This is a genomic window from Aneurinibacillus thermoaerophilus, assembly GCF_900099925.1.
Taxonomy (GTDB): Bacteria; Bacillota; Bacilli; order Aneurinibacillales; family Aneurinibacillaceae; genus Aneurinibacillus; species Aneurinibacillus thermoaerophilus.
Window position 1 is genome coordinate 33981 of the sequence record NZ_FNDE01000009.1, and the last position, 19819, is coordinate 53799.

22 protein-coding genes are annotated in these 19819 nt (G+C 44.4%); 7 read left to right on the forward strand and 15 right to left on the reverse strand.

What is annotated here, in order from left to right:
- The first annotated feature begins 206 nt into the window (after positions 1 to 206).
- A complete protein-coding gene (locus BLR88_RS06750) occupies positions 207 to 1592 on the forward strand; it encodes a UDP-N-acetylmuramoyl-tripeptide--D-alanyl-D-alanine ligase (RefSeq protein WP_091260265.1) in 1386 nt (461 codons plus the stop codon).
- Positions 1593 to 1651: 59 nt separating this feature from the next.
- Here the strand turns inward: BLR88_RS06750 and BLR88_RS06755 are convergent, their stop codons facing one another.
- The 7 genes from BLR88_RS06755 to BLR88_RS06785 all read right to left on the reverse strand — a co-directional run bounded on the left by BLR88_RS06755 (position 1652) and on the right by BLR88_RS06785 (position 9191).
- Positions 1652 to 2728: a D-alanine--D-alanine ligase gene (locus BLR88_RS06755; protein WP_057898089.1), complete on the reverse strand. Its 1077-nt coding sequence runs from the start codon at positions 2726 to 2728 to the stop codon at positions 1652 to 1654.
- A 260-nt stretch (positions 2729 to 2988) separates the two neighbouring features.
- Positions 2989 to 3873 carry a response regulator gene (locus BLR88_RS06760; protein WP_302846662.1) on the reverse strand — a complete coding sequence of 295 codons (885 nt, stop codon included), beginning with the start codon at positions 3871 to 3873 and terminating at the stop codon, positions 2989 to 2991.
- A 4-nt stretch (positions 3874 to 3877) separates the two neighbouring features.
- Positions 3878 to 5179 (reverse strand): ATP-binding protein, encoded by a 1302-nt coding sequence (locus tag BLR88_RS06765; protein WP_175493569.1) that lies wholly within the window; start codon positions 5177 to 5179, stop codon positions 3878 to 3880.
- Between the two features lie 97 nt (positions 5180 to 5276).
- Positions 5277 to 6527, reverse strand: coding sequence for a DUF445 domain-containing protein (locus BLR88_RS06770; RefSeq protein ID WP_091260268.1), 1251 nt, complete (start codon positions 6525 to 6527; stop codon positions 5277 to 5279).
- A gap of 172 nt (positions 6528 to 6699) precedes the next feature.
- Entirely contained in the window at positions 6700 to 7464 is a 765-nt protein-coding gene (fadH, locus tag BLR88_RS06775; protein ID WP_091260270.1) for a 2,4-dienoyl-CoA reductase, read from the reverse strand.
- Between the two features lie 132 nt (positions 7465 to 7596).
- The gene (locus BLR88_RS06780) at positions 7597 to 7968 is read right to left on the reverse strand and encodes a hypothetical protein (RefSeq protein ID WP_091260272.1); all 372 of its coding nucleotides are present in this window, start codon (positions 7966 to 7968) and stop codon (positions 7597 to 7599) included.
- 32 nt (positions 7969 to 8000) lie between these two features.
- On the reverse strand, positions 8001 to 9191 hold the full coding sequence (locus BLR88_RS06785) for an MFS transporter (protein WP_057900252.1): 1191 nt from the start codon (positions 9189 to 9191) through the stop codon (positions 8001 to 8003).
- A 216-nt stretch (positions 9192 to 9407) separates the two neighbouring features.
- Between BLR88_RS06785 and BLR88_RS06790 the strand changes: the two genes are divergently transcribed.
- Positions 9408 to 9986, forward strand: coding sequence for a PadR family transcriptional regulator (locus BLR88_RS06790; RefSeq protein ID WP_057898085.1), 579 nt, complete (start codon positions 9408 to 9410; stop codon positions 9984 to 9986).
- Positions 9987 to 10074: 88 nt separating this feature from the next.
- A complete protein-coding gene (locus BLR88_RS06795) occupies positions 10075 to 10728 on the forward strand; it encodes an MFS transporter (protein WP_057898084.1) in 654 nt (217 codons plus the stop codon).
- 470 nt (positions 10729 to 11198) lie between these two features.
- Here the strand turns inward: BLR88_RS06795 and BLR88_RS06800 are convergent, their stop codons facing one another.
- The 3 genes from BLR88_RS06800 to BLR88_RS20540 all read right to left on the reverse strand — a co-directional run bounded on the left by BLR88_RS06800 (position 11199) and on the right by BLR88_RS20540 (position 13180).
- Positions 11199 to 12266 (reverse strand): DUF4179 domain-containing protein, encoded by a 1068-nt coding sequence (locus BLR88_RS06800; RefSeq protein ID WP_091260274.1) that lies wholly within the window; start codon positions 12264 to 12266, stop codon positions 11199 to 11201.
- The gene (locus BLR88_RS06805) at positions 12235 to 12864 is read right to left on the reverse strand and encodes an RNA polymerase sigma factor (RefSeq protein WP_057898082.1); all 630 of its coding nucleotides are present in this window, start codon (positions 12862 to 12864) and stop codon (positions 12235 to 12237) included. Before BLR88_RS06805 ends, BLR88_RS06800 begins: the two co-directional genes overlap by 32 nt.
- A gap of 142 nt (positions 12865 to 13006) precedes the next feature.
- Positions 13007 to 13180, reverse strand: coding sequence for an IS3 family transposase (locus tag BLR88_RS20540; protein WP_082705909.1), 174 nt, complete (start codon positions 13178 to 13180; stop codon positions 13007 to 13009).
- A 28-nt stretch (positions 13181 to 13208) separates the two neighbouring features.
- Here BLR88_RS20540 and BLR88_RS20350 point away from each other — a divergent pair, with 28 nt between their 5' ends.
- The 3 genes from BLR88_RS20350 to BLR88_RS06825 are packed head-to-tail and all read left to right on the forward strand — an operon-like array spanning position 13209 to position 14396.
- Positions 13209 to 13568: a PepSY domain-containing protein gene (locus BLR88_RS20350; RefSeq protein WP_257721599.1), complete on the forward strand. Its 360-nt coding sequence runs from the start codon at positions 13209 to 13211 to the stop codon at positions 13566 to 13568.
- Between the two features lie 43 nt (positions 13569 to 13611).
- Positions 13612 to 13929, forward strand: a complete 318-nt coding sequence (locus BLR88_RS06820) for a PepSY domain-containing protein (RefSeq protein ID WP_057898080.1) — start codon at positions 13612 to 13614, stop codon at positions 13927 to 13929.
- Positions 13926 to 14396 (forward strand): hypothetical protein, encoded by a 471-nt coding sequence (locus BLR88_RS06825; RefSeq protein WP_091260276.1) that lies wholly within the window; start codon positions 13926 to 13928, stop codon positions 14394 to 14396. The genes BLR88_RS06820 and BLR88_RS06825 overlap by 4 nt, the downstream gene beginning before the upstream one ends.
- A 305-nt stretch (positions 14397 to 14701) precedes the next feature.
- Here the strand turns inward: BLR88_RS06825 and BLR88_RS06830 are convergent, their stop codons facing one another.
- The 3 genes from BLR88_RS06830 to BLR88_RS06840 form a co-directional block, all read right to left on the reverse strand.
- On the reverse strand, positions 14702 to 16057 hold the full coding sequence (locus tag BLR88_RS06830) for an RsmF rRNA methyltransferase first C-terminal domain-containing protein (protein ID WP_057898078.1): 1356 nt from the start codon (positions 16055 to 16057) through the stop codon (positions 14702 to 14704).
- Positions 16058 to 16189: 132 nt separating this feature from the next.
- A complete protein-coding gene (locus BLR88_RS19930; protein ID WP_217639377.1) occupies positions 16190 to 16855 on the reverse strand; it encodes a copper amine oxidase N-terminal domain-containing protein in 666 nt (221 codons plus the stop codon).
- 140 nt (positions 16856 to 16995) lie between these two features.
- The gene (locus BLR88_RS06840; RefSeq protein ID WP_057898077.1) at positions 16996 to 17235 is read right to left on the reverse strand and encodes a hypothetical protein; all 240 of its coding nucleotides are present in this window, start codon (positions 17233 to 17235) and stop codon (positions 16996 to 16998) included.
- A gap of 194 nt (positions 17236 to 17429) precedes the next feature.
- On the opposite strand from BLR88_RS06840, the gene BLR88_RS06845 reads away from it, so the two are divergent.
- The gene (locus BLR88_RS06845) at positions 17430 to 18353 is read left to right on the forward strand and encodes a Na/Pi cotransporter family protein (protein WP_057898076.1); all 924 of its coding nucleotides are present in this window, start codon (positions 17430 to 17432) and stop codon (positions 18351 to 18353) included.
- A gap of 284 nt (positions 18354 to 18637) precedes the next feature.
- Here the strand turns inward: BLR88_RS06845 and deoC are convergent, their stop codons facing one another.
- Both deoC and BLR88_RS06855 read right to left on the reverse strand, forming a co-directional pair.
- Positions 18638 to 19318, reverse strand: coding sequence for a deoxyribose-phosphate aldolase (gene deoC, locus BLR88_RS06850; protein WP_057898075.1), 681 nt, complete (start codon positions 19316 to 19318; stop codon positions 18638 to 18640).
- A complete protein-coding gene (locus tag BLR88_RS06855; protein ID WP_057898074.1) occupies positions 19315 to 19764 on the reverse strand; it encodes an NUDIX hydrolase in 450 nt (149 codons plus the stop codon). The genes deoC and BLR88_RS06855 overlap by 4 nt, the downstream gene beginning before the upstream one ends.
- Positions 19765 to 19819 lie beyond the last annotated feature (55 nt).

The following is a 19819-nucleotide window of genomic DNA, read 5'->3' on the forward strand; positions in this document are numbered from 1 at the left end:
TAACCATCAGTGACGACCCAATGAAAGAAAAGGTTCTCCAAAAGCCGTCAAAAAATATTATATTACACAGGCATAAGCTGGTCAACCTTGAGCCTCCTTTTTTATCTTTTCCTCAGACAGGTTATTCAAAACCTATTCTTTGCCCACAATCGCGCTATAATGAATAATGATGGGAAAGAAAAAGACGAACCGGGAGGACATCATTTATGTTTACCGTAAAAGAGATTATGGAGATTACCGCGGGGGAACTGCTTGCGGGAGATCAGAATACTGTTATTACATCCGTTCACTTCGATTCCCGCCAAATAAAAGAAGGCGCCCTATTTGTGGCGCTGACCAGCGGGGCAAGAGACGGTCATGACTTTCTTGTGAACGCCGCAGCAGGCGGAGCCGTCGCCGCTTTCGTGTCAGACCGCGCGAAAGCGCTGAGCGCCGGATTGCCCAGTACGTTTGCGCTCATCTGCGTAAAAGACACGGAAAAAGCATTCCAGCAAATCGCCCGCATATACCGTAACCGTCTGACCATACCGATCGCCGCAATTACGGGAAGTAACGGCAAAACCACCACCAAGGATATTCTGGCCCACCTATTGTCAGGGCAAAAGAAAGTATATAAAACATACAAAAACTTCAACAACCATCTTGGTGTTCCGCTCTCGCTCCTGCAAATTACGCCCGACACCGAAGCGGCGGTGCTGGAATTGGGAATGAATCACGCGGGGGAAATTGATTTTCTCGCCGGAATAGTGCGTCCAACGTATAGCGTAATTACAAACGTAAACGATGCGCACATGGAATTCTTCGAATCCAAGGAAATGATCGCCCAGGCAAAAGGGGAAATTCTCGGCCATACCGACCCGGACGGATTCGCTTGTTTAAATCAGGATAATGAACTGGTAGCCAACCTCGCGCATCTGAACCCGGGCAAAACATATTTTTACCATGTACAGCGCGCAGGTGAAAAATCCTGTACAGCTGACATTACCGCTTCGAACCTTTCATTCGACGAAAACGGCAGCCGCTTTGTGGTAACGATGAACGGAGGTGAACCATTTGAATGCTTCATGCCGCTGTTCGGTGAACACAACATTTCCAACGCGCTCCCCGCGATCTTTATCGCAATGCATCTTGGCATCTCCCGCGACGAAATCATCAAACAGCTTGCGACGCTTACGATTTCCGCAATGCGCTTTGAACGCTTGGAAGGAGCGAACGGACTGCTGGTAATTAATGACGCATATAATGCTAGCCCGTCTTCCATGGTCGCTTCTGTCGAAACGTTCCTTTCCATCTATCCGGATCGGAAAAAAGTGCTGATACTCGGCGATATGTTCGAATTGGGAGCGCAAAGCGAAGCGTATCACCACGAAGTCGGTAAGAAGCTAAAAGAACTGGACAAAGAATTTGAGCTTGTCGCCATCGGCAAAGATGCGAAGCACCTAGCGAAAGGCTACGGACCAGAAGCGAGATATTTCGTGGACAAGGACGAAGCCGCCGCTTATCTGGAGCGATTCAAAAGCAACAATTATGCCGTGTTGCTGAAAGCATCGCGTGGAATGCAGCTGGAAACATTGCTGGATATATTGTGCTAAATAAAAAAGCGAAGCCGGGCCTGCGGGATGATCCCGCAGGCCCGGCTTTTTTGCTAGTATCAATCATTAAATTGTTCCGCGACAAGCTCATTCGCTTTCTTTTCTTCATAACGCTCAATGCCAAATTGAATCAAGCGATCGATAAGCGCCGGATACGACACACCAGCCTCTTTCCAAAGCATCGGATACATGCTAAACGCCGTAAATCCAGGTACTGTATTGATTTCGTTAATATAAACCACATCGTTCGCTTCATCCCAGAAAAAATCCACGCGGGACAGGCCACTGCAATCAAGCGCTTTGAACGCTTTAACCGCCATCTCTTTCATTCGCTCCACTACACTTTCCGGCACATTGGCCGGAATGTCAAGACGTGTGCCGTTGCTTTTATATTTCGCTTCATAGTCATAAAACTCATTGCTTGATGTGATTTCTCCGACAACCGATGTCGCGGGCTCGTCATTCCCTAACACGCCAATTTCCAGCTCACGGCCCGAAATAAATGCCTCCACAATAATTTTCCGGTCAAAGCGCGCCGCAAAGCGAAGCGCTTCTTCTAATCCGGCGCGATCCTTCGCTTTGCTAATGCCAACGCTTGAGCCCATATTCGCCGGCTTAACAAAGCATGGCAGACCTAGCTCCGCTTCGATTTTATCGCAAATTGCCGCCATATTCCGTTCAAGCTCGCTACGCAAATAGCTCTGATATTTGCACTGCCGCAGCCCTGCGCTTGCAAACACTTCTTTCATTACCACTTTATCCATGCCGACCGCGGAACTGAGCACACCACAACCAACATAAGGTACACCGATGATTTCTAAAAATCCCTGCAACGTACCGTCTTCACCGTTCGGCCCGTGGATAACTGGAAAAATCACATCCACCATATTTTTAAGAGCAAAAACATCCGGCGCCTGATGAGAATCAAGAGAAAAACGAAGCTCATCCACATGCGCTAGTTCCTTTTCGATCCACGGTCCTTGAACCCATTGGCCAGTTACATTAACATAAATCGGCAACACATCATAATGCGTTTTATCTACCGCATTAATAACAGACAGAGCCGTGTGAATTGACACCTCATGCTCGCTTGATTTTCCCCCGTAAATCACGCCTAGTTTTCGTTTGTTTGACACCCGTAACGTCCTCCTTCATTACTCTATCGCACAGCCTATTTCCCGTGCTGAAAAAGCAGGCCATTGCCTACGTTTTTCGCTTCTTCATCCTATGTACAAATAAAATTTCGTGCAACGTATTTATCATATCAGTTTTTCGAGAGCATGAGGGCATTAATATTTTCGCAATTTACGAAGGCTTAACAAACATGAAATCAATCCGCCGCTCTTGTTGAAGCAACCGATTCGCCAAATGGCAGAATTGTAATGTTGTGAACTTGTTATGTATGTTCTTTTGTTTCAATGTATAACGTGAAAATAAATTTTTTTACATTCAATCGTACGCGAGATCCGTCTTCATTTTGTTCAATCTCCCGCATTTTTTGTCTGACATCAGCAAAATCAAAATATTTGGAGGCATACATTTCAAACTTTGGATTGCTGTAATCCTCTAAGCCAAGCGAAGCGATATTTTGCAGGGCCCGCGCCACCGTGCGACGGATTCGCTGCTCCATCGCTCTTACCTCCCGCTGTACGTCAGCAGCATTTCTGTATGTTGCATACTCGGTAAAGATTTCTTTCAAAGACGGCAATTCACGCACCTGCTCATTTTTATACCGCTTAAGCAGATATTCGATAAGATGAATCAAATCCTGACTCCCCGATTCGCCGAGAATACCAAAATCCGCCAGAACACTGCGAATAAAAGGCGTGGCCCGATCTTCCGGCGGCTCTTTCGGCAGCTTATCGAAAAGGGAAAGCGTATGACGAATTCCTTCAAGGGAGCGTTCTAACCGAATATGTTCCATGACTTTCTTAATAACTGAAATTACTTCAATCCGATTAATCGGCTTATGGATGAAGTATTCCGCACCTTTGCTGTATGCCTCCGCTACCATATCTTTGTGCTCCACCTGCGAAATCATAATAAATTTACCTTCATACCCCATCTCCTGCAGACGGGAAATGGTTTCAATGCCATCCTGTTTCGGCATCAACAAATCGATCAGCACGATATCGCAATTCTTTAAAATAATACTCGCTTCCGCACCGAGACCGTCTTCCGCTTCTCCCACCACATCGCCCAGATCTTCGTATTCAATTGCGTTATGAAGCATTTTACGGGAAGATGGATCATCATCAATAATGAAAAAACGAAATCTCACACGCTCACCCCCACAACCTATGTATCGGAATTGAAACTTCAAATACGGTTACTTCTGAAATTTGTCCTTGCACCAACCTTATCGTTCCTTCGAAGCTTTCTACCACATCTTTCACGTGTGCAAGCCCAATACCCGTAGAAGCATTGCCCTGTTCGTCATATTTCGTTGTATAGCCGGGCTTAAAAATAAACGCCTCGTCTCCGGGCATAATTCCTGTGCCCGTATCGCTTATCCGGAATACAAGACGCCTGTCCCGCTCATATGCGCGGACAGCTATCGTACCCGTCTCCTCAATCGCTTCCACCGCATTGGAAAGCAAATTGTTCAGCACAGAAAGCAACGAATACACATGTCTGGTCGTAAGGGACGTTTCCACTTCATTTTGGAATGAAATGTCTTTTCCCAGCATACGCGCATATTTTTGATTGGCGTTGAGAACGAGACAAACAATTTCCGCGATGGTCAACTCTTTTACGATCTGCTCCTGCTGAATGATTTTGCTTACTCCGCTCAAAATCCGCTGCGAATCTTTTTTAATCTCATGCACTTCTTCCGCGATGCTGAGCGCGCAGCAGGAAAGCGGCGGGTCGAGTTCAGGCAGATTTCCTTTGGCCTCCTGTTTTTTTAACTCGCGATATAAATTATAGCTGTTCCGCGTTGCTTGTTCGATGTGGCCCATTACCTTCTTAAGATATAGTGCCTCTACATGCAAGTCGCTGCTAATCATTAGCATTTTTTCAAAGCGCAATTGTTGTTCGCGGCTTATCTCGCGCAAATGTCGCATTTGGATAATGGAAAAAAAACCTACGATAAAAAAGCTGCGTACAAATGCAAGAATAAGCAGAAAAAACGGTGGCCACGGCGGAAAAGAAAACGGAACGCCATGGGAGATAAGGATTTTACGCACGATAAGCTCCAGCATATTTCCAGAAAAATCGGCTACCACGCCGAGCGCTCCCAGCTTCAAGAGAGCTTGCAAATAATTCCAGAATCTACCCACCCAAAGTATGAGAGCAAAAAACAGGTAAAACGCAAGCGAAGGTACATGAATAAACGCGCTTTCATATAACCGAAATCCGTCACCCAGAGCCATGAAATCAAGCCAAATACGGAATAAAACCACTGCGCTTCCCATCAATAGAGAAGCAAACAAAATCGGTATTTCACGAAACCATATCAACCAGAAAAAAAAGATACCGCTACCAAAACTAATGCGAAAATCACTGTGAAACGGCTGATATTTCAATTCGCCCAATAACATAGTGGTCGTTACCATAATAACGATTATCAAAGCTTTGTTACGCATGACCGCGCTCTTCCCTTCTACAGAAAAGAAGCCCCTCAAGCAAGGGCCTCTATCATATGCATCCGCGCAGGCAGAGCCCATCTTCCATTCTCCTGCTTCATTGTACGACAGTTTTAATGGTTATAAGCACAAGCCCGATTAAAAAGCCGCACAGCGCACCGTTCACCCGAATCCACTGAATATCTTTCCCAATTTTTTGTTCCATCATTTGAATAAGCGTTTCGTTATCCAGCTTATCCAAGTTTTCACGAACAAGACTACCGATTTTCGAATGGTTCTGATCCACCAGCACGGCAATCTGCTGCTGTGTCCAATTTTCAAATCGAAGCATCATTTCTTTATCCGCGCGCAATGTAGCAAGCAAACGCGAAAGGAACGGAACCGCGTATTGAGCCGAATAGGCATCGCTGCCTACGAATGCCAGCGCCTGTTCGCGTAAATCCTGGGCAATATCCGCCAAACGTTCACGCAAACGCGCTTCTTCGATGAAACTGTCCTTCCATTGTTCGACGATGTGCAACAACTCCTCATTTTCCCGTGCTATCTCCAACTCGCGGCGTGCATAGGCCAGAATCGCTTGCCTGTTTTTGTTTTCTGGCCGGCGCAAATCATCGCTTATGCGCAGCAATAAATTTTGCAACACACCGCCCAATTTTTCCTCGTTGAGCATGCCGGTAAACGATTTTAAGGCAAACTGCATAAATCCGTCCAATTCAATGTTATCAAGCGCGCGCAACGCTAAGGAGCCCAGCTTATGACGCGCCTCGCTTCGTACTGTCCACTCGCCCACTTTCCCAAGCAAAAAATCAAACACTTTCTCTTCATAGCGCCCGTCCAGTACCTTATTGATCAAGCGGCGCAATAGATCAGCCATGTTCACGCTTCTGGCATATTCCTTGAGTTTTTGCTCAATGATCGGAAACACCGGTTCTATATCAATATTGCGAACAACCTGTTCGCTTACCGCCCTTAGCGCGCTTTTAACCTGCGGGGAAGCAAGCTCTTTTTCAAGCATATCGAGCACTTTTTCGGTAATATTCACTTGCTTTATTTTTTCTTCGATGCTTGCTTTGTTCAGCCAGTCATTTTCCAAGGTATGAACAAGCGCATCTGTAATCCGTTTGCGGTTTCTCGGCAACAGCGCCGTATGCGGAATTTTCAGCCCCAGCGGATGGCGAAACAGCGCAGTGACCGCGAACCAGTCCGCCAGGCCGCCAACTAGTCCCGCCTCAAATCCACCTTGTAAAATTCTGGACCAAAGCGCGTCCGGAAACGGCAACGTAGCAGCGAAGCCGGCTGCCATCACGCCGAGTGAAACACTTGCGATATGTTTTGCTTCTCCTGACATTCATCTTCCCTCTTTACTGTTTTACTGGCAGTTTTCATATCAAGCTTACCACAAACGGCACACAAGCTTACAACAATTTTCTCTATGGGCATGAACGGAATGATGGCTAAAGTGTTTCTTACACATGAAAAAAGCCGACTTCGCTCTATTGAGCGAAATCAGCCAGTTATACCTAAAACGGAGGGCGGTTCAACCACTGGCCGCCATCCATCGTGATACATTCACCATTTATATATTCTGCTTCCGGTGACAAAAGAAAATACGCAAGATTCGCAATTTCCTCTGGCTGTCCCAGACGTCTGAGCGGTACGCTTTCCAGTGTTCTGCGCGCAGCTTCTTCCGATTCCCACAGTCGCGCTGCACCCCCGGTATTGTCAATCGGTCCCGGCGCAATCGCATTGACACGAATGCCATACTTTTTGCCCCATTCGACAGCAAGCGTTCTTGTCATAGCCATAACTCCTGCTTTGGCCGAAGCTGAATGGATAACACCTTCCCCCGCCAGCCAGGCGTACGTGGCCAACATGTTTAGAATACTACCTTTATGTCCGGTAGCAATCCATTCTTTGCCGACCGCCTGCGAACAATACCATGTTCCATTAAGTACAATATTAATTACCGCATTCCAACCGTTAATCGAAAGCTCCTCGGCCGGACAAATAAAATTTCCTGCGGCGTTATTCACAAGAAAATCGATTTTGCCGAATGTCTGTTTTGTTTCATCCACCATGCGTTGGACGTCTTCCGGATTGCGCACATCCATCTGCACACATAACACTTGTCCATCCGTCTGCTCAATTTCCTGCCTCGTTTTTTCCAAATTGTCTGCATTGCGCCCTGTAATGACGACAAACGCCCCTTTCTTCGCAAATTTCTTTGCCATCGCCTTCCCCATCCCGCTGGAACCTCCGGTAACGATCGCTACTTTCCTGTTCATCATTTCCCTCCCTATTTTTTAGAATTATATTAATTTTATACTGAAATGAACAAAAATGAAAATGAATAAACAATCATTTAATGTATGATATTAAAAACCTTCCCAGCAACCATTTGGCCGGGAAGGTTTCCTTTACTGTATTCCACCGTTCTTTTCTACAATTTGAAGTGCCGAATGATGTTTTTCCTCTTCAACTACTATAGTCAACAGTATATCACGTCCTATTGTATCGTCCTGTCCTCCATCGCTCATTCCGCTGGCACCTACATCTGCTGCCAATAACACCCCTGCATCTCGGTTCGAAACATCAGCGCCTAACGTTACATCAGCCAGCGAAGACATATTACCAGTAATTGGATTCATGATACGCCCTACTCCATCTCCAGGAAACCGGGAAATACGGTCGATTTGCATATCTACCACACCAAGCGTCTGTAACTCTGATGCCGCTTTTTCAGCTTCTTCCGGACTTTTAAAATATGCAAGTATGTTCTTTTCGCCCATTTTCATCCCTCCTTGTCATTCCCCTATATTTTTTAATAAATACCCATTTTTTTATGCAAGTGAATTCTCCGTTCCTCTTCTCTCCTTCTTGGCTCCCGCACCGGTAGAAGCATCAATAGAAATCCGACAAGTACGATGAAGCCAGAGATGCCAAACGGAGCTTGCGGGAAGAGCTTATGGCCAAGCACCCCGGATAAAATCGGAGCTACTCCCGCTCCTAGCCAACGCACAAAATTGTAAACTCCTGACGTTATGCTGCGCTCATACGGCGAAGATTCCATCACATGAGTCGTAAACAGGGCGTTGTTTAATCCTGAGAAAAGACCGGACAGTATGACCAATACGATTTGCAACCACGTTAGTTTAACAAAATACAGAGCGAACAAAAACAAAGAGAAAAGCAACAATCCCCAGCGCAAAAGTTTTTTTACATCATACTTTTTTTCCAGCTTGTGTGATAAAACAGCCGAACCATAGGCAAGGCAAAGTCCCCAACCGAAAAAAATGAGCCCCAATTGAATAGTGGGTAAATTCATCACCAGCGGCGAATACGCCAACACAGTGAAAAATCCGTAGTTATAAAACATACCTGCAAGCGCTCCGCGCAAAAACGGTGAATAGGAGAACAGGTGCCCCATTTCTTTGAATCCTGCCGTTTTTCTTTTTGGTCGCTGCCCAGGTACCTTAACAAAGAAACACACCAAAATAAAGGCAATAAAAATGAGTAAACCTGTGGAAATAAACGGATAACGCCACGTATAGCCGCCCAAAATACCACCAACCAAGGGACCACCGGCCATTCCCAAGCCAATGGCCGCTTCATACAATCCAACTGCTGAACTTACCTCTTTCGACAGGGCAATCAACAAGGTCATCGCCGTGGCAAAAAAGAAAGAGTTGCCAAGACCCCAGCCGGCCCGAAAGCTTGACAGTTCAGCAATCGTATTGGAAAATCCGCACAGCAAAGCAAAAATAGTAACAATGATAAGACCGGCTACCATCATCGGCTTATCTCCGAATTTCCCGGCCAGCAAACCCGCAGGCAACATCATAATCGCCATTGTAAAAATATAAGACGTAAACAGCATTTCAACTTGCCAGTGCGTAGCCCCGATTTGCTCAGCGATCGAAGGCAGAATCGGATCCACCACCCCAATTCCCATAAATGCGAGAAATGTGGCAAACATGGTAATGATTCTTGCCCTTCGTCTTTTGTTTTCCATCATCCTCTCACTCCTTTATGTTATTCTTTCACACAACGCAATCCCCTGGCGATGCGTAGCAAAGCAGCTTACCAACAGCCGCTTTGAAAAGCAATTTATATGTCATTTTTTATATATAAAAGACATGAAACAGTATACTGCCATCTATTTGCAGACGTCAATATTTATATATATAATTTTTTACATATATTCTGACCATAAACCGGAGGGAACCATATGAACGCTTTAGGATATGCTTTGCTTGGTATGCTGATGCGCAAGCCTTGTTCTGGATATGAGCTAACCCAGTTGCTCGAAGTATTCTGGCGGGCAAAACACAGCCAGGTGTATCCTCTGCTGGCCAAACTGGAGCAAGAACAATATGTTACATTTGAACATGTTGAACAAACAGGAAAACCGGATAAGAAGATTTACTCAATTACCGATAAGGGAAAAAAATTGCTGCAAAAGTGGATTGCTCAAACACCGGCCGCTCCAGTGATACGGGATGAATTTTTGATTAAGGTATATTCCATCTGGCTGACAGATAAAAATACGGCGAAAAAGCTGTTTTGGGAACGTATTTCAACATTTGAAGAAAAAGTTACACACCGCAAAGAAGAAATCAAAAAAATGGAGGAAGAGTACGGGGAAACCATTACAAATTTTACATCCCGCCACTTTGGGCGGTATCTATTATTTAAACGAAAGCTAAGACAGGAAGAAGAAGAGATTATCTGGTGCCGCTGGGTGCTCGATCTGCTGGATAAAGCGAATGAGGACTCTGAGACATCCATAGAAGGAAAAAGGGAGTAAACACAAAAAGGGAGGCGTTCGCAAAAACACGTCTCCCCATTCTTCTTATTTCTTCTCTTGCTATTCTTCAATCTTCCGGCGGCGCTCTTTGGGCAACGATTTTTCCCGTTCAAGTCGCATTTTCTTTTCACCTAAACAACAGGTAAAGCCGTTTCAAAAACAGCTTCAAGAAATCATAAAAAACAAAGCTTTATATCCTGTTTTCTTTACCGGAATTTGCATGATCTCATTACAAATGGTAATTGTTGGACATTTGACGATTTTTCTTACCAACACCGAATCATTATCGCCGATGCTGGCGGGACAAATCTTTTCGGTTTCGTTGTTTTTGGGAATGGTAGGGCGGATTATTTTGGCATCGATTAGCGATTATTTTTACAGAGGAAATCGCAGGAAACCGCTTTTATTTTCTGTTCTAGCAGCTTTTGCTTCCGTATTAATCTTCACAATGAATATACATACTTTACCGCTTTGGAGTTTATTTTTGCTTAGCGGTTGGTTAGGTTTCTTCGGTATAGGTTGGTATAGCCTTTTTATCGTTGAAGTTGCTGAAAAATCATCAGAAGATTCAGTTGGTGTAACTGTCAGTTTTGCACTTACTTTAAATCAATTCGCTATCATTTCAGCCCCGCCTATTTTTGGATTCATTGTGGATGTAAAAGGATATACCTGGGCATGGTTAAGCATAGCTTTTTTACTTCTTCTCTCAGGAATCGGGTTATTGAAAAACAAAAATTGCTAAAAAGGGTTCTTACCACTAGATTATTGACAAATTAATAGGGTAACAGTCTGTGAAGCCTTAAGTCTTTGATTTTCTCGGAACACGTCTATGAACCGCTCTGATTCGAAAATAAGCGCTCCGTCACCTTCTGCACCGCGTCCTGCGATGCATCAGATTGAAGACAAACTCCCTTTCTGCAAGGGGAATTTGTCTTCAATCTAAATTCATACAATCATACCCAGCGCAATTCTTTGGGATAATGGTTTAACCCCATTTATGGCGTTCTGTACTATTGCGTTACATCCTTTTAAATCAGGGGATTAACGTTTTTTGTTGTGTTTTGTTGCTTTAAAATGTGTTAACTTTGTTGCCATATTGTCCCCAATGCTGTCCCCATAATATTCTTGCTTTTATTCAACTATTGATTCCCATCAGTTGCTCAAATTCTGATAAATCTTTTCATTGTTCAGGTTTACAAGCAAAGAAAATGATCAACGAATGGGAATAGTTATCTCTAGTCCCTTGACTACATCTGAAGGAAGAGCATTTTGATCTTGAGTAATAGGACGTACAGTTAAAGATTTGGGTGGTTCTTGAAAAGGTTGGTAGATCGCTTTCCAACGAACGGTTTCTTTCTCCCTATCTATTTTATTTTCCTCAGCTGATGAACTAAGAAGTCCTATTTTATTTCCTTTATCATCAATTACTTCAAAAATCGTCGAAAGTGCTCCGCTTGGTTGGATCAATTGCCCCACTAATTCAGTTGAGTTGACTGAGAATGTGACCTTTTCAAGTATTACGGTCATGTCTTTATACGTTTTTGTTAACATTGGTACAATTTGTTTATTTGAAGTGTCATTCTTCACAACTGGGAAGGAAAAAGACCAATCCCCCTTTATATCTCCAATCTGTGTAATAGCAAGATCGAACTTAAATTTGTCGGGTAATGGTTCACTTGTGCTAAAGTTAATGACGCCCACAGTATGATGGTCATCAATACGATGGCTCGCCCCGCCAGCCCCCCATTTCTCAGGTAAGTTTCCATTTATTTTTATAGCTTTTTCTTGATAAACCCTGTCAGGCAATTTATCAGGAGACTCCAGTATATATCCAACGGAGACCTGTGAGCCGTCATAAAAGACTTCCGTGATGGTAACCGTGATATCCTTGTCAGTCGCGACTTTCTGTATATTAGTGACTAAACCTTTTTCTTGGGCCTTTTTGAGTCCGTCACCACCCACAATACTAAATACCGATTGAATTAGAGGCATCTGTTTTAGAGTTTGGGCAAAACCGGGGTATGTAACACCGACTCCTATTACCAACACTAGCGACGCTGCGGCAGCTGTTATGAGAACGCCCGTTTTTTTGAAAATTTCCCTTCTCCCATACGCAATAGAAGTAGTTACCGATTTTTGGAGTATGGGCCACGATTGTCTAGTTTTCAATTCTTTTTGTTCCTCTAATTTTTGAAACACACGTTTTTTGAAATTCTCAACATTTACAGTATGATTTTCGTGATAAAGTTTAGCAGCTTTGATTTGCTTGTCCAAACTCATGATATTCCTCCTCCCATACTTTTCTTAATCGTTCTCTGCCTCGTGCTAGTCTAGACTTCACTGTTCCTTCATTTATCCCAAGTATTTCGGAAATTTGTTTTAACGATAACTCTTCAAAGTAATACAGAATTATGGGGGTACGATAAGGTTCCAGAAGTTTTAGAACAACCTCGTACATTTTTTGATTAGACTCCATTGCTAAAAAGGTATCTTCCGAGCTAATATCAGCACGCTCAGGCAATAGTGCGGATATGATTTCCCTCCACCCTTTCCTTTGTGCCATTCTACACTCGTTAATGACAATTTTAGCAAGCCAAGGGAATGGGTCATGCTCTTCCTTGAATTGATCCATTTTTTCGTACACCTTAACAAAAGCATCCTGTACCTTATCCTCTGCTGTTCCCCACTCACGAACGTATGTATACGCAAGGCGAACTAAACGCTGAGTGTACAAATCCATCCATGTTTCTAGTCGTTTTTCACGCTCCAATTTTATCCTCACCATCCTTTCACCTGTATTATGCAAAAAAGCAGAAATAGGTTCCCAGTTTAAAAAAAAATAATTAAACCATTCACAACCAAAATATGGATATGACATCGACAAAAAACACCCTTTCAGGAGTTCTAAGATTCTGCAAGTTATTCCGCTATTCTGCCCGTTAGCCATCCATGCAGCACAAAAAAGTGCTGCACCATAGAGAATGACCCCCTGTCAAGTAGACAGGAATAAAAAAGCACTTTTAAGCAGCCTGAGTCCTATATTCATAAGGACTCAGGTTATTTAATTTCTTTTGGAAATGTTGATGGTTATAAAAACGAATATATTTGTGTACGGCATCTTTCACCTCTTCAACCGTGCGGAAAGAGTACAGATTGAAACACTCTGACTTGAAATGGCTGAAGAAGTTTTCCATGCTGCATATTGACTAATATAGCGGAAAAATACTAGCAGACTTACGTTTTCAAGATTATGGTCCATTAGCGAAAGCTATTTCCATTGGAGTTGCTTTACACGAAGGTCATTATTTTGGGCTAGCTAATCAATTGCTTGATCTAATTATCTGTCTTGGTCTTATAGGAATTACAATAAGCGGTGTGATCATGTGGTGGAAACGGAAACTAACTGGAAAATTCGGCACTCCATCCTTGCCAAAAGATTTTAAAATACAAAAAGGAGCCGCTTTTATTATCATTGTTTTTGGTGTCATTTTTCCGTTAGTTGAAATATCTCTATTAATTGTGTTAGCCTTAGATTGGCTCGTAATTAAAAGAATGCCGGCAATAAAGCAATGGATTGGATAGAGGATGCCATTGATGTAAATACTGTGTGCTGTAGGAGTTACTCATGTACCGTATCACAAGACTGATTCATCGCATAGCAGGAATAATCGGGGCCATTCTCATGCTGATTATGGCAATCACAGGATTGTTACTAAATCATCGATCATTCATTGGCTATAGTTCAGAAATGGAAATGAAGCTACAGAAATTTATATTTGGCCTTCACTCTGGAACAATAGGGAAAATGTCTATTGTATGGCTTACTGATGTAGGAGCGATTTGTATGATTGTGTTAAGTATGACAGGAATATGGATGTGGTTTAAAGGAGATCGCAAGATGAAACCTGTAGATACACGTTTAAAAAGGGGAAATGATGAATGAGAACCAAAAACGTTATATTTGCTTCACTTGTTTTGTTATTTGGTTTAGGACTAACTGGGTGTAGCTCTTCATCTCAACAACCAGCACAAGATCATGTTCATCATGAAGAAGGACAACCTCATCAGCATGAAGGTGGAGATACAACGAGTCCTAATAATACTCAAGTAGAGAAAGCAATCAAAGATGAAATACAAGGACTCGCTACCATTGAAAGCAATGTTAATAAAAATGATTTCCAAAGCGCTAGTACATTATTTGACCAAATTCATGAAGAGTATCATTCTGCTATACTCCCTTCAGTAAAAGCCAAAAACGCAAAATTAGCTGAGGATATGCATGGTAAATTTGATGCTTTAGAAGACGCTATTAAGAATAAGGATAAAACCAAAACGTTAAATATGATTAAAATAAATCGCGACAATCTCAATCAAGCTGCTAAAGAGTTAGGGATTTCATTAAAACAATAGGTTTGGATACAGCGAGCCAATGAAAACAAAAACAGAAGCAAGGAACGTATACACCAAAGAACAGGTAACGGCTCTGCTACAAGCAGTACGAGAAGAGGAGATTCAGATGTACTGGCAAATATGCTGAGCAATGAAAAAGGTAACCAACAATCATCTGGTCAGTACTTCATAGAATTTGCTCTTGTTAGATGATATAACGCTGCGCTTGTCTACAAATTGTCCCCAATTCCCCTCTTATAAAAGACAACCTGTAATATAGAAAAACCCCTTAATTAATAAGGGGTTTATGACTATGTTTCATACACTCACACCCAGCGCAATCCTTTGGGATAATGGTTCTTTAACTGTCCCTGCACCAGCTTGCCCCAGCCTAGCGGATAGCCATCCACCGTCACCACGTCCCAACCCTTTCCAGTCTTCTGCACAAACAGGCTTTCCCCTTTTAAATACCGGTACACTTCATCGCTGTCAGTGGAAAAGTTGACATTCCGCTTCCATTCTCCGGGCTTCAGTGCCAGCGCCAGTGCGTGTGAAGGTTCAAACCGATCCTTCTTAACGGTTCCCATATGCCAGCCCGCCCGCGCGATCTTGAGTCCTTTCAAACTTGGCAGACCATCCGCCAAAAGGTAGAGTTGTTCACCGAACAACGCATACTGTCCTTCGGGGATAAATGTCAGCGTTTCGCGACAGAATGCTTCAAATAATTTGCGCGTAGCTGCGGGAATCGGCTTTACCTTTCCTGCCCCCGGTTTTTCTGATCGCTCCCCAGTGCTAGCGCTCTTGCGCAGGCGGGCGAGAAAATGTCCCTCTCCGCTCAATTTGTGGGGCCAAAGGCGGTATGTATTCGCCAGTTTCCCACGCTCAAAGAAACATTCTCCCTGCGCCACCGGCTCCAGGGAAAATTCAGGGTGTGATAAAAGAAACCTTTCAATCTGCCATTCATTTTCTTCTTCCGAAAATGTACAGGTGGAATATACCATCACGCCGCCTGGCTTCAGCATGATGGAAGCCGATTCCAAAATATCCGCCTGCATGAATGCACAATGCCCTATCTTCTCTTCCGACCAATCATCGCACGCTTCCGGCAGCTTGCGGAACATCCCCTCGCCCGAGCACGGGGCATCCACCACAATCTTGTCAAAGAAACCGCGGAACCGTTCGGCCATACGTTCCGGCGTTTCATTCACCACTAAAATATTACGCGCCCCCCAGCGCTCCAGATTTTCTGAAAGCACTTTTACGCGGGTTGGGTGGATTTCATTCGCTACCAGCAAGCCGCTATTTCCAAGATAGCTGGAAATATGGGTTGATTTTCCACCTGGTGCTGCGCATAAATCAAGCACAATATCTCCTGGCTCTGGCTTGAGCGCTTCCACCACCGCCATTGCGCTTGGTTCTTGAATATAATATAGACCTGCTGCATGGTACGGATGCTTTCCAGGTCTATCCTTTTCATGATAATAAAACCCGAGCGGGCACCACGAAACCGGCGTCAAGGAAAACGGCATCTTTACGATGAATTCATCCAGCGGTACTTTCGCCGGATTCAGACGCAATCCATGCGCTGCGCTCCCGGTATAACTCGCGAGAAATGCTGCCGCCTCCTGTTCACCAATCATCTGCTTTATCCGTTGCACAAAACGTTCAGGTAACGCTGTCATTCTATCCATCCTTTTTTCTTGCTGTGATGCCAAATATATTACCAAAAATCGTCCAGAAAAACGAGGCAAAATGAACAGAAGGGCGGGTGCCCGGTTAAAAGCCGGACATCCGCCCTTTACATGAAACCAAAATTAGTTTGTTTTAATCGTTGTCTTGATATGGACGGTCGCGTTTTTCGCATCCCATTCCACACTTGCACCTAACGCTTCGCTTACGAAACGCAACGGCACCATTGTACGATTGTTAACGATAGTAGCTTTTTGGTTCAGCTTTACTTTCTTGCCGTTCACCACAGCATTTTGGTCACCGATTTTAATCATCACTTTCCGGTTTCCTTTCGTCGCATACACAGTTTGTTTCTTGGCATCCCACTTGATTTCGGCTCCCAGTGCTTCGAAGATGCTGCGCAGCGGAACAACTGTGCGATTATTGATGATAATCGGCTTCTGGTTTGTAATCATAATTTTGCCATTTATTTTAATTACGATTACACTCGGCTTTTTCGCCTCTTCTTTAGGCTTGTCCTCTTTTCCAGGAGTGACCGTGACAGAATCCCCCGTCGTTACCGTAACCGAATCTCCTGTCGTTGCTTTCCATTGCTTTTCAATGTTATCCATAATATGCTGTCTCGCCGTTTCGTTTTTTACGTGCTCCAAAGCGTTTTCAAGGCCAGTTTTCTTCGTGGTTGATTCCTGTTTCTGCGGCTTGGCTGTAGCATCCGCCGTTTGTGCGAACACGGAAGTCCCTCCCGCAAGCAAAGTTGCCGCCAGCAAACTGCTTACAATTTTCTTATTCATGCCATTCTCTCCTTTTCATGATGATGTTTCGCCTGTACTGTCATAACTTTCGCAGAGAGGATATTTTTTCTGTCGCATTTTTCGACATAAATAAGAAAGGGCCCCGTCTATCATACAAATGGGGAATCGCTGTTACAGCTTTACAGCTTCAATAAGCGGATAAATTCCTTATTGCGATGTACTCTTTCCATTTCGTCTGCCAAATCATATTTTTTCAGCAAATGAAATACGTAATTCAACTCTTCCTGCGTGCGTCCACTTTCCAAGTACGTGGGCAGCACCGCAACAATGCGATCCGGCAAATGCGGTGCGATGACTTCCAGTTTTTTACGTATATCTTCAAGCGAATGATCAAGATTGCAGGTTGATTTTTGCTCCATATTATCTTCCTTTCCCTTCGATACGTCATACTAGGTTTGCGTCTATTTTATACGCACCTGCCTGTACCGCTGGACATATGTATGGCTATAGACCCGTTATCTCCTTCGGGTCCATCCTTGTTTATCCGGGTCTGTCATGCCTGTCTCGTATTCCGCATACAAATGGGATAGATGCAGACGGAAGGAGAAAAAAAATGCTCACTCTCGCGTTTCCTCTACTTGCGGGGCTTGGACTTTTCATGGGCGGCATGCATCTCATGCGACTCGGACTTTTTGCGCTCGCGGGCAAAAGCCTGCAAGGCTGGCTCACGCGCTTTACAAAAACGCCAACGCGCGGGCTCATCACAGGAACCATCGTGACAATGATTATCCAAAGCAGCAGCGCGGTAGCCATTGTAACCATCGGACTTGTAAACGCTAACCTGCTTTCGTTTCCACAAACGGTAGGAATTATCCTTGGGACGAATATTGGGACGACCTTCACCACACAGCTCATCGCGCTTAATCCACAAAAATGGGCCCTTCCCATGTTCCTCATCGGCTGTTCCATTCTCTGGTTCCGCTCCCCCATCATACGGGCGATCGGCATATCCATATCCGGCTTTGGTTGCGTATTTCTTGGAATCCAGATGATGCAGATGATTGCTGTGCCATTGCAACATACACCGTTCTTTCTGTCAATGCTGGCGCGCCCAGAAGCAAGTTACTTCAACGGAATTTTCATCGGTACCATCTTCACGGCGCTTTTGCACAGCAGTTCGGCGGTAACAGCCATTACCATGGGATTTATGAATGAAAACATCCTTTCTCTTGGCATGGGAATCGCCATTATTCTCGGCAGCAATATCGGCACGTGCATAACGGCAGTACTGGCAGCGATCGGCGGCAATGCGGCAGCGAAGCAAGTCGCTTGGGTTCACGTATTCTTGAATATTGCGGGCGTTCTTCTGTTTCTGCCGTTCATTTCGCAACTTGGGACGCTAGTATCATTACTGACAAGCGATCCCGCGGTACAAATCGCCCACGCGCAAACGCTGTTCAATGTCATTTGTTCGCTCCTAGCGCTCCCGTTTGCGCATCCGATCGCAAAGGCAGCGCAATTTTTCATTAAAAAATAAGAAAAACTCACGATTTTATACCTCGCGAATTTTCTCTATCTGCACTAAGAGAGTAAGATAATGAATAATACGCCCCTTCTTCCTTCGCGCCTTTTCACTTTCCACTCCACATCGAACCATACAAAGGTGAAACAGCAAACACGAGTGTCCCACTCTTCGAATTTACTCAAATGTTTTGGGGATGCAGCTTTTGACATGGACGTACGATAAAATGGTAACTTTGTAGAAAGATAACACAAGCGCAGGAAGAAAGGGCATATTTTTTATCCTAGCTCCTTAGCATATTAATATTGCTCAGCGTTTGTGCCACCCTGAACGATAGCGACGCCACCACTCGTACCAATACGGGTCGCGCCGGCTTGAATCATCGCTTCCGCATCTTCAAAGGTACGTACACCACCGGACGCTTTAACACCCATCTCTTCGCCAACCGTTTTTCGCATCAATGCCACATCTTCCACCGTCGCACCGCCGCCTAAGAATCCAGTCGAAGTTTTGACAAAGTGCGCGCCCGCCTCTTTACTCAGGCGGCAAGCCCTCACTTTTTCCTCTTCCGTCAACAAACCGGTTTCAATAATTACTTTAACCAGCGCATCGTCACCAGCTACCGCCACAACCCCTGCGATATCCTGTAACACCGCTTCATCATCGCCCGATTTCAGCGCGCCGATATTGATAACCATATCGATCTCGTCTGCTCCGTCCTTAATCGCTCTCGCTGCTTCAAATGCTTTGACTTCAGCGATGCTTGCACCGAGTGGAAATCCGATTACGGTGGCGACTTTTATATCGCTGCCTACAAGATTCTGCTTTGCGCGTTCAACCCAATAAGGATTAATGCAAACAGCGAAAAATCGATGTTCTTTCGCTTCCTGGCATAGTTTATCGATCATCCCAGCTGTCGTTTCCGGCTTGAGCAACGTATGATCGATATAAGTTGCAAGCTTGCCCGGTTCCATTGTCATGATGTTTGCCCCTTTCGCGTACTAAGTCCTAACAGTTGATAGGCTTTTGCCAGAACGGAAATATTATTCTGGTACCCATGTTTCGTTTGTTTCTCCCATGCCGCTTCTGGCGACATCCATACTGCTGTGTTTATTTCTTCAAGTTGCGGCGCAAGCGTTCCCGACATCGCTTCCACAAGATAGTAATGAACTTCTTTTTTCACGGCCCCAACTTTCGGATGGTAATAGTTATAATAAATCGTTTCCAGCGGCTGGACAACCTTTCCTTCAATTCCTGTCTCCTCTTTGATCTCTCTAAGCGCGGTCTCCTCCATCGTCTCGCCCTCTTCCTGCTTTCCCTTCGGCAGAGACGCTTTTAAATACCTGTCTTCAATAATCATGAGTTCGATCTTGTTGTCTTTTGTTCTCCTATATACAACGCCTCCTGCTGAAACCTCCTTTGCCATTCAACATTCCTCCTTGCAAAAGCATCCTTTTTCAAAAGTTTATCTCACTCTGCCT

Coding starts and splice junctions, on each gene's coding strand:
- BLR88_RS06750 (WP_091260265.1), top strand. CDS start 207: ATGTTTACCGTAAAAGAGATTATGGAGATTACCGCGGGGGAACTGCTT.
- BLR88_RS06765 (WP_175493569.1), bottom strand. CDS start 5,179: ATGCGTAACAAAGCTTTGATAATCGTTATTATGGTAACGACCACTATG.
- BLR88_RS06770 (WP_091260268.1), bottom strand. CDS start 6,527: ATGTCAGGAGAAGCAAAACATATCGCAAGTGTTTCACTCGGCGTGATG.
- fadH (WP_091260270.1), bottom strand. CDS start 7,464: ATGAACAGGAAAGTAGCGATCGTTACCGGAGGTTCCAGCGGGATGGGG.
- BLR88_RS06780 (WP_091260272.1), bottom strand. CDS start 7,968: ATGGGCGAAAAGAACATACTTGCATATTTTAAAAGTCCGGAAGAAGCT.
- BLR88_RS06785 (WP_057900252.1), bottom strand. CDS start 9,191: ATGGAAAACAAAAGACGAAGGGCAAGAATCATTACCATGTTTGCCACA.
- BLR88_RS06790 (WP_057898085.1), top strand. CDS start 9,408: ATGAACGCTTTAGGATATGCTTTGCTTGGTATGCTGATGCGCAAGCCT.
- BLR88_RS06800 (WP_091260274.1), bottom strand. CDS start 12,266: ATGAGTTTGGACAAGCAAATCAAAGCTGCTAAACTTTATCACGAAAAT.
- BLR88_RS06805 (WP_057898082.1), bottom strand. CDS start 12,864: ATGTCATATCCATATTTTGGTTGTGAATGGTTTAATTATTTTTTTTTA.
- BLR88_RS20540 (WP_082705909.1), bottom strand. CDS start 13,180: ATGGAAAACTTCTTCAGCCATTTCAAGTCAGAGTGTTTCAATCTGTAC.
- BLR88_RS06820 (WP_057898080.1), top strand. CDS start 13,612: ATGTACCGTATCACAAGACTGATTCATCGCATAGCAGGAATAATCGGG.
- BLR88_RS06825 (WP_091260276.1), top strand. CDS start 13,926: ATGAGAACCAAAAACGTTATATTTGCTTCACTTGTTTTGTTATTTGGT.
- BLR88_RS06830 (WP_057898078.1), bottom strand. CDS start 16,057: ATGACAGCGTTACCTGAACGTTTTGTGCAACGGATAAAGCAGATGATT.
- BLR88_RS19930 (WP_217639377.1), bottom strand. CDS start 16,855: ATGAATAAGAAAATTGTAAGCAGTTTGCTGGCGGCAACTTTGCTTGCG.
- BLR88_RS06840 (WP_057898077.1), bottom strand. CDS start 17,235: ATGGAGCAAAAATCAACCTGCAATCTTGATCATTCGCTTGAAGATATA.
- BLR88_RS06845 (WP_057898076.1), top strand. CDS start 17,430: ATGCTCACTCTCGCGTTTCCTCTACTTGCGGGGCTTGGACTTTTCATG.
- deoC (WP_057898075.1), bottom strand. CDS start 19,318: ATGACAATGGAACCGGGCAAGCTTGCAACTTATATCGATCATACGTTG.
- BLR88_RS06855 (WP_057898074.1), bottom strand. CDS start 19,764: ATGGCAAAGGAGGTTTCAGCAGGAGGCGTTGTATATAGGAGAACAAAA.